The following is a 15,099-nucleotide window of genomic DNA, read 5'->3' as shown; positions in this document are numbered from 1 at the left end:
AAAAAGTAGGCTGATGCCGTGACAACTGAAGCGACAGACTCCCTCAAATGGGGCGTGAAGCGCCGCCTCGAGTTCATCGATTTCCGATTGTTCTGGGAGGGCCGGGTCAACCGGGCGGACCTTTCCAAGGTCTTCGGCATCTCGACACAACAAGCCTCTGCGGACCTTCAGCTCTATCAGCAGCTAGCTGCGGGGAACATGGACTACGACACCGGCGCGAAGACCTATCTTCGGCTGGCGGGCTATCGTCCATTTTTCGTGGGGAAAAGCGCCGATCGGCATCTTCTCAGAATGGTCGCCCTGAAGAACGACTGGATGACCAAGGACGAGACGTGGTTCGAGGAATTGCCTTCCTACGAAGTCGTCGACCTACCGCGGCGGGATACCGTTCCAGAAGTGCTGCTTGGAGTGTTGGACGCGATACGCCTCAGGCGGGAAATCACGATCGAATACCAATCCGTGACCGGGACACCGCACGGAATTCGAAAAATCGCGCCTCATGCTCTCACCCAAAGTGCAGGCCGTTGGTACATCAGGGCATGGTCCCGCGAACATAACGACTTTCGTGATTATCATCTCAGTCGGATTGTGACTGTCATGGATTCCGAGAAAACAAACATCGACTTTTCATTGGACTACGCGTGGAATCAACAAATAGATTTGATCATAATTCCAAACCCAGAATTGAGCGACGAAAGGCAGCGGGCCGTCGCCGCCGAATTTGATATGATAAACAATGAACTTGTGATGCCACTGCGTCTGAGTTTGTCTTTTTATTTGATGAGCCAATACAATATGGATGTGCCGCTTGGTGTGCTCTCACCGGAAAAGCAGCAGATAGTCCTGAAAAACAAGGAGCAGGTCACGTACGCGCAGGAATCGGCGCAAGAGATGGCCAAACAGGCATTGGCCCGCAGCCATCGGCCAAAATAGATGCGGCGCATGTCTTGGTGTCGGCCACGACGCGGCATGCGCGATCACGGTCGCGCCGCTTTTTTTGCGCGCGTACGACAATTTGCCGGACCTGTCGCCGAAATGGAAGAGTGGCGGAAGACCGTGCGCTGAATCGAGGGATCATGTACGGACTCGCCTACGTATTTATTCCTACCGAGTTCGCCTCGCTGCAAGGCGCACTCGACAAGACGCTCGCGCCGTTCAAGCGCGGGGACGCCGACGTCTTCCCGCATGAAAAGCTGGAATTCGACGACGTGACCGACGCGCTGCGCCTCCTTCACACGACGCCGCTGAAATTCGAGGCCGGAAACGGACTGAGCATTCGCGGCGGCGATCTCGCTCACGCCCACGATCGCGTGCTATAGAGGCTGGCTCCCTCCCGATATAATATGCGCGACACAAGCCGTTTGACGGATCGGGAAAGTCAGTGACGTAGTCGTTGATTTAAGTTATATGTAGGCTCTTCTGTTTTATAGAGAGTTTGCCATGCCAGATAAAGATGACAAGGATTTATTGATCTCCGTAGCCGAGCGCGTATTCGCTCATCTCTCTTCAGTTCCCGTAATCTCGAGATATGTCGCTGGGCAAACATCCCCATTCGAGAGCGAGACAGATGGCTGGGGCGTACGCGTTGCAAAAGTCAAGCGACTCGATTTTTGCCTCTACTTCGATCGTGCTTGGCAGGATCCTCGACGAACGCTCTGGGCCGGGGTCGAGGCGGCGAGAGCGGACGCCTTCGCGCCGATCCTCGAGGCAGCGGGACTTAAAACGGACCCTCAGTATTTGGAACGCGACACAAGATGGCTTTCGGAAGGCCTGTGGGGATTCAAAAAGGACGTCGCACGTCCAAGTGACTTCGTGCCCGTATTAGAAACCTACGACGGCGAAAATTATTTCGGTTTTTATTGCTTCCTCGCGACGCCTGAACGTTTCATCGAGGAAGCATCGTCTTTTCTGACGTCGTCCATCGCCGATCTCTTGAAGACCATGGACCCCGAAGACAGCAAGGGTCTCACGAAAACTGAAAGAATGGCTGTCATCAGTGCTCGCGTCGGGCAAGGCGTTTACAAGGATAATCTCTATCGGGTCGAAAACGCGTGCAGGATAACCGGCGTTTCAGAACCTGCTCTGTTGCGCGCGAGTCATATGAAGCCTTGGAGTCTCTGCGAAAACGCGGGGGAACGGCTGGACGGGAACAACGGGCTGCTTCTGACGCCGACCTATGACGTGATGTTCGATCGAGGCTATCTGACATTCGACCCGGATGGTCGTCCCATCGTGTCGCCGCGAATTTCAAAGGCCGTGATTGAATTGCTGCGCATGCCCGATGCGGCTTCGATGCCGGTTCGTCCATTCTCGGCCAAACAGGAGAAATATATGGCGTTTCATCGGAGCCTCTTTAAGCGCTGAGCACCTTGTCCTCCTCGCCATCCCCACGCAAGCCCTCTACCGCATCCTCGCGCCCATCGACCGTGACATATCCTCACGGAGTGGGGCCTCGCATGGACGCCATTGCGACCGAACACCGTGATCCAAGCATCACGGTCCAGAAATCCGCCTCCTTCGTTCGCGCGGGCCTCGTCCTGTTCGGGGCGCGCTGGAAGGCGCCGATGGCGCGCGCCCTCGGCGTGACCAGGGAGACGGTGTCGCGATGGGTCTCCGCCGACGACGTGCCGCCATGGGCGGCGAAGATCGCCCGGCTGATAATCGCCAACCAAGGCGCCGTCCTCTCGCTTTGCGATCGTACCGGCAACATGGCGCGCCCATGGGCCGACGCCGGCTTCGAAACCTTCTGCGTCGACCTCCAGCATCCCGAGGGCGAACACGCGCGCGACGGGATCACATGGATCGGCGCGGATGTCCGGGCGTGGCTGCCGCCGCCGCGCCGATACGCGATCGTGTTCGCCGCGCCGCCCTGCACCAACCTCGCCGTTTCCGGCGCCCGCTGGTTCAAGGAGAAGGGCATGGGCGGCCTCACCGAAGCGATCGAGATCGTCGAGGCCTGTCGGCGAATCTGCGAATGGAGCGGCGCGCCCTGGATGATCGAGAATCCCGTCAGCACGCTCGGCAGCTATTGGCGACGCCCAGACTTCTCGTTCCACCCGAACGAATTCGGCGGCTATGAGGGCGGCGAGGCCGACGACTATGTGAAGCGCACCTGCCTCTGGACCGGCGGCGGGTTCCGCTTCCCGCAGAAGCGTGAAATCCCCGCGTTCCGTCCTCTCTTCATCCACAACATGCCGCCGTCGGATGAGCGCGGAAGCCTTCGTAGCGTCACGCCGCCCGGATTCGCGCGGGCCGTCTTCGAGGCGAACGTGGGCCGGTCGAGCGCGAATCCCTTGGGCGCCTGATAGGGCGACGACGTCACGCGTTCGCCGCTGCCTTCTTGGGCGCGCGTCCATTGACTGCCTTCTTCGGCGCGAGGCGCGCTTTGGCCGCCGCCGGCTTGCGCCCGAGGCCGAGCGACTTCGCCAAGGCCGATCGCTGGGCGGCGTAATCCGGCGCCACGATCGGATAGTCTTTCTTCAGGTCGAAAGCGGCGCGATATTCGTCGGGCGTGAGCTTGTGCTCGGCCTGAATATGCCGCTTCAAGGATTTGAACTTGTCGCCGCAGCACAGGCAGGTGATGGCGTCGGATGTGACGGACTTTTTCACCGGCACGGCGGGCTGTCTCTTTTCGGTCGTCTCTTCCGTTACGGTAATTGGGGAGGAAGCGCCGCCGCCGAAAGCCTTTTTCACGGTCTCGATGACGGAAGACAGATCGGGCGGGGCGACGATATTATTGGAAAGATAGGAAGAAAGGATTTGTGCGACGAGCGCCTTGTCATCGGTTTCGGCCATTGCTTTTCCCCCTAGCGACCCGTTTTCAATGGAGTCGATATTAGCATATAGAGCAATCGGGGCTGATGTGAACAATACGCATATACGAAGTTGTTTGCTGACTAGCTCGTGGGCGTAATTGTCACTCGCGCAGGCCGAACCCTTCGGCCATCGCCTATTCAGTAGGACGAACAGGAGCCCTCGCTCGCCCAGATCGATGATGGCTTTTTCATTACATAATGTCGATACTGAAGCATTTGAACGGGGAGTGCCGTCGTTCCCAGCCGCCAATTCAAGCAAGAAATTCGATTGCCAAATCCCGTATCCCATATGATCGTATTTTGCAGCCTTTCTCGGAATCAGTTGCATGCGCCTCGTCTTTTCATGGTTCGCCAACTCCGGTGCATCGCCGGAGCATCCGGGCGCAGGGGCTGCGGTAATCGACCAAGAGGTCGTCGGTCCGCTCCGTCTGCTCGATCATGTCGAGACGATGCTCGGCTTGGGGTGTCCACAGACGGCTACCGTGAAGCGGATCGCGATCTTTCAACGCAAGCTCCACGAAGCCGGCGTCGACAGGTTCTGGTCGAAGTCGTTCGAGGTCGATCCATGGTCGGCGACGCGCGAACTGCTTTCGTGGCGCGACGAATTGATCGAGGCCGGTTGGAAACCTGGCGCCGGACACACGCGAAGTCGTCTCGCTGATCTGTCGGCTGCGGAGACGTCAGGCCCCGAATTGCCGCTGGGGCAATCCGATCGCCTTCGAGCCGTCATCGATGCACTCGAAGAGACACCCACGCTCCGTTTATCATCCATCGCGCTTGTCGACGACCGCGTCCTCCTGCCGATTGGGTGGAGGACACTGCTCGACACCCTAGAACGATGCGGCGTCCGCATCGAGCAGGTTCATCAGCCGGACGCTCCCGCATTGGACGAGGGTCGTCTCGCTCTGCTTTCCGCCGACACGGAAATCGTCGCCGCTGAAGCGCTGGCTGCCTGGCTTGCCGCCGATCCCGCCGGTAACGCAGGATCCGTCTTCGTCCTCGGCAAGGAAACTTCCCTGCTCGATCACGCATTGGCGAAGGCCGGCCTGCCGCGTCTCGGTAAGTCCTCGCAATCCCCGCACCGCGCGCTTTTGCAAGTGCTGCCGCTCGCCTTTTCGCTGGCGTGGAATCCACCGGATCCGAACCGATTTCTCGATTTCCTACTCCTGCCGATCGGACCGATCCCGCGGCGCTTCGCAAACCGGCTGGCCGGTGTCGTCGCGGCCCAGCCCGGCGTCGGCGGCTACGAATGGCTGGCCGCGTGGGTTGGGATCGAAGAGTCGCTCGCCAAAGAGGAAGGTTCCGACTTCAAGAAGGACGCCAAACGCATCGCTGAATGGCGTGCCTTCGTCGAGCCTCCTAGGCATGATCCGAAGGTGGGAATGCCCCGGTGCGACGCCAAAGCGATCGCGGATCGCGTCGGCGCTTGGTCGCTCCTGCGCGCGAACGCGGATGATGGCGACCATCTGTTCCATCTGCTCGCGAGCGTCGCGGCAGACCTATCGGAGGCGGTCGACACACTCGGAGTGGAAAGGCTCGACCGCGTAATGATCGAGCGCATGATCGAACAGGCGCTGGGCGACGGGGCCTCGGATCCGCTCGCGGTCACCGAAGCGGCTCCATGGCGCGCGGTCTCGCATCCGGGCGCGATCTGGGGCGAGGCCAAGACGGTCGTGTGGTGGCATTTCGCCGACGTCGACGAGACGAGCGCCTCGGCCAAATGGAACAGGCGGGAAAGGGTCGCCTTGGCGGAGGCCGGCTGCCCATTGGACGAGCCGGAACGCGAACTCGAACTCCTCGCCGCCGCATGGGAGCGTCCTCTGCGTCATGCCCGTGATAGGGTTCTGTTCGTCCGTCCGACCTTCGCCGCCGGCGTCGAGATGTCGGCACACCCTCTCTGGCATACGCTCGCGGCACGCCGACGCGATCTGGCGGAGGAGATTTCGGTGCGCTCCGAGACCATCTTGAACGAACCTGCACCTTCCTTCGCAGGACGCCGACTCGTGCGCTCACCCGTGGAAGCGGCCCCGCCATCCGAGCCGCGGCTGATCTGGAAGGCACCGCCCGAGACGGTTGCTGCGCGCGAGTTCGAGTCCGCGTCGTCGCTCTCGACGCTGCTTTCCTGCCCGCTGCGATGGACGCTGGAGCACGCCTGTCGTCTCCGGCCGGGCGTGAGGCAATCCGTGCCCGACATCGACAAGCTGGTCGGCATCGTGGCCCATCGTATCGTTCAGGACGCTCTCGTTCCGGGCACCCCGCCGTCGCCGGACGCCGTCAGAACTTTCGCGGAGCGGCGCTTAGAGGAGCTTCTTCCGCAGATAGCTGCCACGTTGCTCCTGCCAGGCGCAGCGGGGGAACTCGCGGCAGCGAGGCGGTCGCTTCCCGCCGCCCTGGCCGAACTCGCCCGCTTCCTGCACGCGGAAAGACTCACCGTCGTCGGAGTTGAGGCGCCAATCAAAAAGCCGGACACGCTCGCGCCCGGCGTCGGAGTAAAAGGTAGCATCGATCTCCATGCCGCCACGGAGTTGGGCCGGCCCGTCATCCTCGATCTCAAGTGGTACTTCACCGACACCTACATGCGGCGGGAACTGGAGAATGGCACGGCGTTGCAGCTCGGCGTCTACGCGCATCACGTCCAAAACGGAGGCGCCGACGATGAACAAGCGGAGGTCGCCGCCGGCTACTTCATGCTTCGACAGAAACGCTTCCTGACTGCGACGCCTCTCGGCGGCGGGGCAGGGACCGAGGTCGACGGCCCGACCCCGAAGGAGACGTGGCAGAAGGTTCTCGTCTCGTTCGGCGCGGCCATGCAGGACATTCGCTCGGGCGACGTCCGGGCCTCTTTCGAGCACGACGGCGAGAAGCCGGCTGACTTTTCGGATACCTACCTGCTGACGCCGCCGCGATGCGGCCGTTGCGACTACTATGGCGTCTGCGGAGCGCATGAATGAGCATCGACCAACAAGGCTCTGTCGGCCTCGTCACCGCGTCGGCCGGCACGGGCAAGACCCACCACCTGACGGAACGCATCAAGGACGCGATCTCCGACGGGCGGGCGGCGGATCGCATCCTCGCGAGTACCTTCACCGTTAAGGCGGCGGAGGAACTGCTCGAACGCACCCGCAGCCGGCTGATCGCCCACGGCGACGCCGCGAACGCCATCCGGCTTCTCGGCGCGAGAATCGGGACGATCAACGGCGTATGCGGCGGCCTCGTCAAGGAGTTCGCCTTCGGCCTCGGCCTGTCGCCTATCGTCGATGTCGTCGATGAAAACGTCGCGAAAGCGGTATTCCTCGAAGCCGCCGACAAGGCGATCGGCGTGCATGCCGACGAACTCGGGCGCCTCGCGCGTCTTTTTGGATACGACGACGCCCATAGCTCGTCCGACTGGCGAAAGGACGTGAAGGACGTCGTCGACCTTGCGCGCGCCAACAACATTGGGGCCGACGATCTTGCCGCCTGCGCCGAACGCTCCGTCGCCGGTTTCGAGAAGTTGATGCAATCGCAGTCCCGTGGGGAGACGGAGTCCGATCTCGACGGCATGGTCGAGACGACGATGGCCGCGGTCATCGCCGGCTATGCGACCGCCACCGGACTGAAACAGAAGACAGAGGGCGTGCTCGAAGATGTCCGCGACCTCGCCTCCAAGGATCTCGCCGATACGCCTTGGCAGCGTTGGGCCAGACTCTCCAAGCTCGATGTCGCCGTGGCCGACAAGCCGCGATTCGAGCCGCTGAAGACAGCGGCGGCGGGCTTCGCCCGCCACCCGCGCCTGCTCGATCAGATCCGGCGCTACGTCGTCGGCGTCTTCTCCTGTGCCGCCGAAGCCATGCGCGCCTATGAGGCGCACAAGCGGGCATGGGGCTTCGTCGATTTCGCCGACCAGGACAGGCTGGCTCTCGAACTCCTCGGCAAGGAGGAGCTGAAAGAGCAATTGAGCGAGCGTGTGGAGTCCGTCTTCATCGACGAGTTCCAAGATACCAGCCCACTCCAATTGGCCGTGTTCGTCGGGATATCACGGGTCGCGAAGTCGAGCGTCTGGGTCGGCGACCCCAAGCAGGCGATCTACGGCTTTCGCGGCGCCGACCCCGACCTCATCACCCACGTTGCGCCGAAAATCATGCAGGCGACGAACGGCGCGGAGAACACGCTCGAAAAGAACTGGCGCAGCAGGCCGGGGCTGGTCGCCTTCTTCAACGACGCCTTCGCTCCGACCTTTCAAGCGTCGGGCATCTCCGCAAAGCAAACGCGCATCGAAATGACGGCGCGCGAGGACCTGCCGGGTCAGGCCGCGCCGCTCGCGATCTGGCACGTCGAGGCCGGACGAGGACTCCAGCCGAGAACCGATGGAACGGTCGCCGGGATTATCGATGCCCTCGCCAACGCGAACGACTGGCTCGTCGCAGAGGACGGGAAGGCCAGACCACTCGTCGCCGGCGACATCGCGGTTCTCTGCCGCGGCAACAAGGCGTGCGCGAGAGTCGCCGTCACCCTTGCGAAGGCCGGACTGAAAGTGGCGATCGAACGAGCCGGTCTCTTCGGCATGCTCGAGGGACAGCTGGCGTTGGCGGCTTTGCGCTGGTGCGCCGATCGTGGAGATACCGCCGCGCTTGCCGAACTCGCGCATCTCCTCAGCGATGGCGATGAGCAGCCGGCTTGGTTCGTCGCCGGCCTCGACGAGGACAGGGCCGAAGCAATCGAAGCCCTCGTCCCGATTGCGCGTGGCCTGCGGGCCGTGGCCGAAGGCGCCGTCCACAAGACGCCTCTCGAATTCCTCGACGCGGTGCTAATCCAAGGCGGCGTCGCGAACGCGATTTCTCGCTGGGGCTCCTTCGAGGACCGTCTGCTGAACCTCGAAGAGCTTCGAAAGCTCGTCGCCGCCTATCAGGACGAGCGTGACCGCGAACGCGCGCCGACGACGGCGACCGATCTGTGCGCGTGGCTCGGGAAAAAGGAGGCGAGCAGGCCGGCGAGCCGCGCCACGGACGCGATCACCGTGCTGACCTATCACAAGTCAAAGGGGCTGGAGTGGCCATTCGTGGTCCTGACCGACCTTGAGGACGAACCGAAAGGCAACGCTTTTGGTGTCCATGTCGCCAGCGACGTGACGTCGACCGAGATCGATTGGACGGACCCGCTCGCCGGACGATGGATCCGCTTCTGGCCTTGGCCTCTCGGCTCGCAGAAGGACGATGTCCACTTCGACGGCGAGGCAGCGAATTCCGAAGCCGGCCGCGAAGCAGAGCGCGCAGACAAGGCGGAGCGGGCGCGACTGCTTTACGTCGGCGCGACCCGCGCGCGGGACTACCTCGTTCTGGTGCGCCCAAAAGCGAGGAAGGGCTGGGTCTGGCTGGACGAATTGCACTCGGCGTCGGGCGATCCGGCTATTTCTGTTCCGGAGGCCGGCGACGCAACGTTCACGGTCAACGGCGTTTCCCACCCGCTTCGCGTGACGGAACCGAAGCCCGCCGGAACCGCCGCCCCCTCGGTCGTCTCGATTTCCTACGTGACGCCGGCTGCGGCGAAGAAATTTCCGCCGCTCGCCGTGAAGCCGAGCGAAGGACACGCCGTCGAGGACGCGAAAATCCACGAACGGATCGACCTCGGCCATCGAATTCCGTTTGCCGGCACGCCCGATATGACGAGTGTCGGCGAGGCGATCCATCGCTTCCTCGCAGCGGACGACCCTTCATGGAATGACGATCGGCGGCAGGCGCTGGCCCGACGACTGCTCGACGCGTGGGGCGTCGCCGCGCTCGATCCGAAAGACGTCGTGATCATGGGAGCACGATTCCGCGGTTTCATCGACCAGCGATGGCCGGGGGCAGTTCTGCGGCGCGAGGCCCCCATCGTTTGGCGAATTGGCGACCGCACCCTGTCCGGGCGCATCGACGCGATAGTCGAGGCGGCGGACGTCGTCGTGGTGTTCGATCACAAGAGCTTTCCTGGACGGGCCAGTGAGTTCCTCAAAAAGGTCAGGGAGCACGCCGGGCAACTCCGCCTCTATCGTGATGCGATCACAGCGGCCCTGCCGGCGTCGAAGCCGGTCGTCCTCGCGCTGCATCTGCCGATCTCGGGGGAAGTGCTGGTAGTCGAGGCTTGATGGACAACGCTATCCTCGTTCCGCGGGAGAAGACGGTCCAACCGCCTCCCGATCCACGTCATCACGGCACGGGTATCGAATTGCCGACATCGCGGTAGCGCGGGCCGTCCGCCGCAATGCCTCGCGCCGCGCCGAATGCGAACCGCCTAGGCCCGGAACAAGTTAGGCAAGCCTTTTTCTTGTCTACTTCCACTTTACGTAGGCGATCTTCATACACTTCTCGAATGCGGCGTCAGTTCGTAGGAACCCAAGCTTATCCTCCTGTATTTTGTCAACGTAATCCTTGTCCGCCATAAGTTCCCCCAATATCGGAGCAACTTTTAGCGTCGCAATTTTAGAGATATATGAAACGTAATTTGCTGAGACGTTTAAAGAGCGCCCCTCCTCATCAGAGTATTTTTCTATATTTTCTTTGTCATTTAGGACGCCCTGACAGGTGAGAGCCCAAACTAAATATCTGGCCTTTGGGACAAACCAATATTTATTCTGACCTTTTTGCCTTATATCTTCAATCAGCTTGCGCAATCTTCGCTCAATTTTGTAACATAAAACCATATGTCGCGAATCGGCGCGCAGCCGATTCTGATCGAAGACACTTTCATAGACTTTGTCGTCCTCAAACACGCGACGCATCTCAGAAAGTCTACTAATACTTCCATCCGTGAGCAGAAATGTTTGTGTTAGCTTAAGCATCTGAATCGCTTTAGAATCTGACTTAATTCCATAATCGTCAAGGTCTTCAACGCTTAATTGATCGAATGCATTCTCTTGTCGTTCGTAGTAAATCTGCAAATCATCAACAAACTTATCTTGTATCTCAAGCTGAATCAAATCGTTAGCGTGCAAATTCCATGGCTCAATCGGATTCTGCCGATTGTTGTTTATTGCAACTCTAGTTACGACTTTATCATCTGCATTCGAAATAATCTTGCATAGAACTTTTATTTCCTTCATGCGCGCTGCGTTTTCCTCTAATTTCGGATTATCCGCATTCTCTTTTAAAAAAATTTGCGAAGGTTGTTACCGTCTGGGCACCGTTTAAAAGACGCGGCGAACTAAGTTTCACCTCATCGTCTTCCTCGTCGACGCCTTCGGCGTAAAGGGTAACGCCATTGTGGTTGAAAGCAAACGAGGCTGGACACGCGGTCTCATCGATCACTATTTCTCGGAGAGCCTTCGATATCGCACGGTTGACAGCCTCGGCAGAGCCGAGGCCGTATCTTACGTTTCGGTCGAAAAAACGAGAACCAAGCGCTTGATGCATCGCGTGCATCTCCGTCAAAGGGATGAAGAAGCTCAATAATTTCTCTCCGTTATCGGAAACGGTACATATCCGTTGGTCTACGGCGACGGAAAATTTTGAGGATCTTTCCAAGGCGCGCAGTCCGCCTACCTTCCCGGTAGAGGAGCGGTATTCGACGACAAATCGAACGGAACGCGGCTCAAAAAATTTCTCCACGTAGAAGCGCCTATTTTCCAAGTCCTCTCTAAGCTTCTCAAGGACTTTGCTTCGCTCTGCTTCGCTGGGGTTTCCGGCAAACACAAATCGAAAACATATCTGATCGATTGCGGAACGATTATCGATCAGACAACTTCGAAGCTGCATCAAGACTTGGTTTTTGTTATCGTCCTGATTTGGCGTTGCAAAAATCCGACCCATGCCGCTATCGATGAGGCGCTGCATAGACCCTTTGAATTGGCTATATGAATCAGTATATTTGAATTGGAATAGGTGGAGATTTCTTTTTGCTTCGTCGAAATGAAATCCATCCAGCCCATAATCATTTCCGCCGAACGCGATCTGGTTTACGGCTTTTTCATGCGGGACGCCGAACTCTTTTTTTAGAAACAAGAGCCCGAAATAGTCCTCTTTAACGCCGCCGCAATCCCTCCGGTAGTCCGAAAAAGCCTGCGCCACTTGTTGGTCAGTGATCATCTGGGTCCCGCTAACGCGCTTGAGAATTATTGCCGACAGAATCAGATTTTATCGCGCATCGTCGGAATGGTCACGTCAGCCCCAACGCCTTAAAAGCGGCGGTCTTTGGGGCGCCATAGAAGATCGGGTCGACTCCTTGATGGCGCCCGTGAACTCGAGGACGTTATCGCCTCATGAACGCCAACAAGGGTGCCGTCCTCAGCCTCTACGATCGCACCGGCAACATGGTGCGTCCCTGGGCCCAAGCCGGCTTCGAATGCTTCTGCGTCGACCTCCAGCATCCCGACGGCGAGGAGACGTGCGACGGAATCACATGGATCGGCACCGACATCCGACACTGGCTCCCGCCGCCGCGCCGATACGCGATAGTGTTCGCCGCGCCTCCCTGTACCAACCTCTCCGTTTCCGGCGCCCGCTGGTTCAAGGAAAAGGGCATGGGCGGCCTCACCGAAGCCATCGAGATCGTCGAGGCCTGCCGGCGCATCTGCGAGTGGAGCGGCGCGCCATGGATGATCGAGAATCCGGTCAGCACCCTCGGCAGCTATTGGCGAAAGCCCGATTTCTCGTTCCATCCCCACGAATTCGGCGGCTACGAAGGCGGCGAGGCCGACGACTACGTGAAGCGCACCTGCCTATGGACCGGCGGCGGGTTCCGCTTCCCGCAGAAACGCGAAATCCCAGCCTTCCGGCCCCTCTACATCCACAACATGCCGCCGTCGGACGAGCGCGGAAGTCTTCGGAGCGTCACGCCGCCGGGATTCGCGCGGGCGGTTTTTGAGGCAAACGTGGGACGGAATCCTGCTTTAGCGTAATCGATGGCTCGTCAGGCGAACTGCTCCAAACGCGGAAATGCTGGGCTGCCCGGCGTCCAAAACTCCACGCTGTCGGCGTGCTCTTCGAAAAATTCGGAGTCGACGGTCACCCGAATTGCTTCCGGTAGATCGCCATCTTCGTAACGGAAGTCGGCGCCGTCTAGGGGTTTCGCTTCCGTGCCCGGCGGCATCAAGCGCGGCTGATTCAAGACTTCCCGCAAGTCTGCCAATGTGAGAGCGGGGTCGGGACGCTTCGGCATGCTCAAGTCCGCGTCCGCGAACTCGTCGAGGTCGATCGCTGTCGCCCGGCCCTCCTCGATTGCCCCCTCCAAAGCGCGAACCGCCTCCGAGCCCTTTTCGGACTCGTCGCCAGATCTTGACAGCACCGCGTCCGCGATCAGCCCAGGTATCCGACTGAGGATCGGTTGAAGTCCCCCGACCACATTCGTGAACACCGAGATACGCTGCTGAAGGGCGTGATACACGTCGGCCTCGACGGTATCGCGGTAATGCAGGTTCGTGATGCGGATGTCCGCGAAACTTTGACCGAGACGGTCAATGCGGCCAATTCTCTGCTCGACGCGCATCGGGTTCCACGGCATGTCGTAATTTATCAGCGCGCCACAAAACTGGAAGTTCAGCCCCTCCGCGGCGGCATCTGTACAGACAAGAACGTCCGCAGCACCTTTCTTGAAGCGCGCCTTGACCTCCTCGCGCGATATCTGCTTCCAGCTTCCGTCTTTTACGCGGATTTCGCCGCCCCGGCCCGAGAAGCACATCACGGTCTTTCCCGTGGCGTCGACCAAATGATCGCGGAGGTAGTCCATCGTGTCGGTGTATTGCGTGAACACGATCACTTGGCGGTAACCTGCCGCCTCAAGGTCGCGAATCTCGTCGGCAAGTCGACGCGCCTTGGTGTCCGTCGGCAATCTCGCGATCGCCCCGATGATCGCGTCGATCTCATCCACCTCCTCCGCAGCGAACGCCTTGCGCTCGGCCTCCGTGAGCGTTTCAGCGGCCTCCTCGTCTCCGGCCTCGACGTAGTCTGCGACTAGCCCTAGCCGGTAGAGCGCTGATCGATTGGCCGAAAGGATTCTTCGCAATCGCCGATATTTTACGCGACGGGCAGGCCGATCGGAATGGATGCTTCGGCATCAGAAAGGAACCTGGCCCTCTTCTTTTAGCTTTTCGTCAAGCGCGCCTGCCTGAGCACCTCGAGTCACTGGCCAAACTCGCCATCGAGTCGGACCTCAAGCGATCGGATCAGACAAAACCCGTTACACGCCGCAAAGGATATCGTTCGGAAGGCCGCATCACGTCGGTGGAGGCGTCATTGCGCTTCCGGATCGATCGTCGGAAACTAGCCCGCCTCGCTAAAAGCGGTTCCGTGACGATCGCCCGTCACAAGAAGATTGTTGTCTTCGATCTCACAGAGATTGAAGCGATCATGAAAGATCATGACGACAGCATCGGCGCGATGGAAGCATGCGCGTGTCTCGGCGTACCTCTTGGGGCACTGCCAGACCTAGTAGCTCGCGGCCTTGTAGAAAAACTCACGGGGCCGGTGGTGTTCATGATGAATGAGAAGGAGCAATACCGGCGATCTTCGGTCGAACAGCTTTGCTGTCAGTTGAATGCACTAATAGCGGGGAACGAGATCACAGATGATCAGCGTTTGGTTCCAGCCGTCAGCAGATTGTACGTTGGTCCCAAGCCTTGGGCGACCATCATCGAGGCGATACTCAAAGGTAGGTTGCCGGTTCGGCTCGCGTCGAACGTAGCGTCGGGCGTTCTCGAGGGTATGGCCATGAACGAGGTCGACCTCCACGCTATCGTGGCGAAGGCGCCTACACCCATAGCGGCGGATGACGACGGAGCAACGAACTACATTGAGGCCGCGGCCTATTTCGGCGTAACAAAAGCGGCTTTCTGTGATCTGACTGCAATTGGGCTGCTGCCCGCATTCGATAGAATCAATCTACGGCTTCGGCGAGGCGACCTCGACGCTTTCGCCAAGAAGTATTTTTTCACGGCGGAGATTGCTCGACTCCTGGGGACAACCCCGCGGAATGCCAGAAAGGCGCTCGAGGCAACGGGCATCGAACCAGTTGCATCTGTGGGAGATGGCAAGACGCAAGTATGGAAGATCGACGAGGTCAAAGCTTTTTTCGAGAAGGAATCGTCGCGCGGAATTTCGCGCCCCTCTCGACGCAAATAGGAAGGTCACGGCTTCGCCAAAGATCTAGCGTTTACGTTGCTGTGTCCTCGCGCTGCCCTCGTCAGCGTCAAGCGGCTTGGCTAAAACACGCAAGCCGAGGCCCGCCCGGCTCCGCCTTGGATTTCCGGGCTTCCCGCCGCCGCCCCCGGATCCCGGCCCCGCGCCGGCGACCGATCCGAACCGGCGCGGATCGCACCGAAGGTTCGCCCGAAGGA

The 15,099-nt window shown here is 59.9% G+C and carries 12 protein-coding genes; 8 read left to right on the top strand and 4 right to left on the bottom strand.

What is annotated here, in order from left to right; translation table 11 throughout:
• Window positions 1–18: 18 nt before the first annotated feature.
• The 4 genes from AC6IY7_RS15925 to AC6IY7_RS15910 all read left to right on the top strand — a co-directional run bounded on the left by AC6IY7_RS15925 (window position 19) and on the right by AC6IY7_RS15910 (window position 3,305).
• Window positions 19–933: a helix-turn-helix transcriptional regulator gene (locus tag AC6IY7_RS15925; RefSeq protein WP_497780388.1), complete on the top strand. Its 915-nt coding sequence runs from the start codon at window positions 19–21 to the stop codon at window positions 931–933.
• A 143-nt stretch (window positions 934–1,076) separates the two neighbouring features.
• Window positions 1,077–1,319 carry a hypothetical protein gene (locus AC6IY7_RS15920; protein WP_497780387.1) on the top strand — a complete coding sequence of 81 codons (243 nt, stop codon included), beginning with the start codon at window positions 1,077–1,079 and terminating at the stop codon, window positions 1,317–1,319.
• A gap of 121 nt (window positions 1,320–1,440) precedes the next feature.
• Window positions 1,441–2,364: an HNH endonuclease gene (locus AC6IY7_RS15915; RefSeq protein WP_497780386.1), complete on the top strand. Its 924-nt coding sequence runs from the start codon at window positions 1,441–1,443 to the stop codon at window positions 2,362–2,364.
• A gap of 92 nt (window positions 2,365–2,456) precedes the next feature.
• Window positions 2,457–3,305: a hypothetical protein gene (locus AC6IY7_RS15910; RefSeq protein WP_497780385.1), complete on the top strand. Its 849-nt coding sequence runs from the start codon at window positions 2,457–2,459 to the stop codon at window positions 3,303–3,305.
• A gap of 13 nt (window positions 3,306–3,318) precedes the next feature.
• On the opposite strand, the gene AC6IY7_RS15905 is transcribed toward AC6IY7_RS15910, so the two are convergent.
• The gene (locus tag AC6IY7_RS15905; RefSeq protein ID WP_497780384.1) at window positions 3,319–4,143 is read right to left on the bottom strand and encodes a Ros/MucR family transcriptional regulator; all 825 of its coding nucleotides are present in this window, start codon (window positions 4,141–4,143) and stop codon (window positions 3,319–3,321) included.
• On the opposite strand from AC6IY7_RS15905, the gene AC6IY7_RS15900 reads away from it, so the two are divergent.
• Both AC6IY7_RS15900 and AC6IY7_RS15895 read left to right on the top strand, forming a co-directional pair.
• Complete coding sequence (locus tag AC6IY7_RS15900; RefSeq protein WP_497780383.1) at window positions 4,142–6,766, top strand: PD-(D/E)XK nuclease family protein; 2,625 nt, start codon at window positions 4,142–4,144, stop codon at window positions 6,764–6,766. The two genes, AC6IY7_RS15905 and AC6IY7_RS15900, sit on opposite strands and share 2 nt — an antisense overlap.
• Window positions 6,763–9,918, top strand: a complete 3,156-nt coding sequence (locus AC6IY7_RS15895; protein WP_497780382.1) for a UvrD-helicase domain-containing protein — start codon at window positions 6,763–6,765, stop codon at window positions 9,916–9,918. Before AC6IY7_RS15900 ends, AC6IY7_RS15895 begins: the two co-directional genes overlap by 4 nt.
• A gap of 183 nt (window positions 9,919–10,101) precedes the next feature.
• Here the strand turns inward: AC6IY7_RS15895 and AC6IY7_RS15890 are convergent, their stop codons facing one another.
• Window positions 10,102–10,872, bottom strand: coding sequence for an AIPR family protein (locus AC6IY7_RS15890; protein ID WP_497780381.1), 771 nt, complete (start codon window positions 10,870–10,872; stop codon window positions 10,102–10,104).
• A 28-nt stretch (window positions 10,873–10,900) separates the two neighbouring features.
• A complete protein-coding gene (locus AC6IY7_RS15885; protein WP_497780380.1) occupies window positions 10,901–11,854 on the bottom strand; it encodes an AIPR family protein in 954 nt (317 codons plus the stop codon).
• Between the two features lie 173 nt (window positions 11,855–12,027).
• Between AC6IY7_RS15885 and AC6IY7_RS15880 the strand changes: the two genes are divergently transcribed.
• The gene (locus AC6IY7_RS15880; protein ID WP_497780379.1) at window positions 12,028–12,666 is read left to right on the top strand and encodes a hypothetical protein; all 639 of its coding nucleotides are present in this window, start codon (window positions 12,028–12,030) and stop codon (window positions 12,664–12,666) included.
• A gap of 11 nt (window positions 12,667–12,677) precedes the next feature.
• On the opposite strand, the gene AC6IY7_RS15875 is transcribed toward AC6IY7_RS15880, so the two are convergent.
• Window positions 12,678–13,634: a helicase-related protein gene (locus tag AC6IY7_RS15875; protein ID WP_497780378.1), complete on the bottom strand. Its 957-nt coding sequence runs from the start codon at window positions 13,632–13,634 to the stop codon at window positions 12,678–12,680.
• Between the two features lie 365 nt (window positions 13,635–13,999).
• Between AC6IY7_RS15875 and AC6IY7_RS15870 the strand changes: the two genes are divergently transcribed.
• On the top strand, window positions 14,000–14,884 hold the full coding sequence (locus tag AC6IY7_RS15870) for a hypothetical protein (protein WP_497780377.1): 885 nt from the start codon (window positions 14,000–14,002) through the stop codon (window positions 14,882–14,884).
• Window positions 14,885–15,099: the final 215 nt, after the last annotated feature.

The sequence above is a fragment of the Methylosinus sp. is20ea genome (genome assembly GCF_059718135.1).
Note: the sequence above shows the minus strand (reverse complement) of the source record. Positions and strands in the feature narration are given on the sequence as shown.

Bases quoted from the DNA above. Each gene is read 5' to 3' on its own strand.
- AC6IY7_RS15920 (WP_497780387.1), top strand. From the start codon at position 1,077: ATGTACGGACTCGCCTACGTATTTATTCCTACCGAGTTCGCCTCGCTG.
- AC6IY7_RS15915 (WP_497780386.1), top strand. From the start codon at position 1,441: ATGCCAGATAAAGATGACAAGGATTTATTGATCTCCGTAGCCGAGCGC.
- AC6IY7_RS15910 (WP_497780385.1), top strand. From the start codon at position 2,457: ATGGACGCCATTGCGACCGAACACCGTGATCCAAGCATCACGGTCCAG.
- AC6IY7_RS15900 (WP_497780383.1), top strand. From the start codon at position 4,142: ATGCGCCTCGTCTTTTCATGGTTCGCCAACTCCGGTGCATCGCCGGAG.
- AC6IY7_RS15905 (WP_497780384.1), bottom strand. From the start codon at position 4,143: ATGCAACTGATTCCGAGAAAGGCTGCAAAATACGATCATATGGGATAC.
- AC6IY7_RS15895 (WP_497780382.1), top strand. From the start codon at position 6,763: ATGAGCATCGACCAACAAGGCTCTGTCGGCCTCGTCACCGCGTCGGCC.
- AC6IY7_RS15890 (WP_497780381.1), bottom strand. From the start codon at position 10,872: ATGAAGGAAATAAAAGTTCTATGCAAGATTATTTCGAATGCAGATGAT.
- AC6IY7_RS15885 (WP_497780380.1), bottom strand. From the start codon at position 11,854: ATGATCACTGACCAACAAGTGGCGCAGGCTTTTTCGGACTACCGGAGG.
- AC6IY7_RS15880 (WP_497780379.1), top strand. From the start codon at position 12,028: ATGAACGCCAACAAGGGTGCCGTCCTCAGCCTCTACGATCGCACCGGC.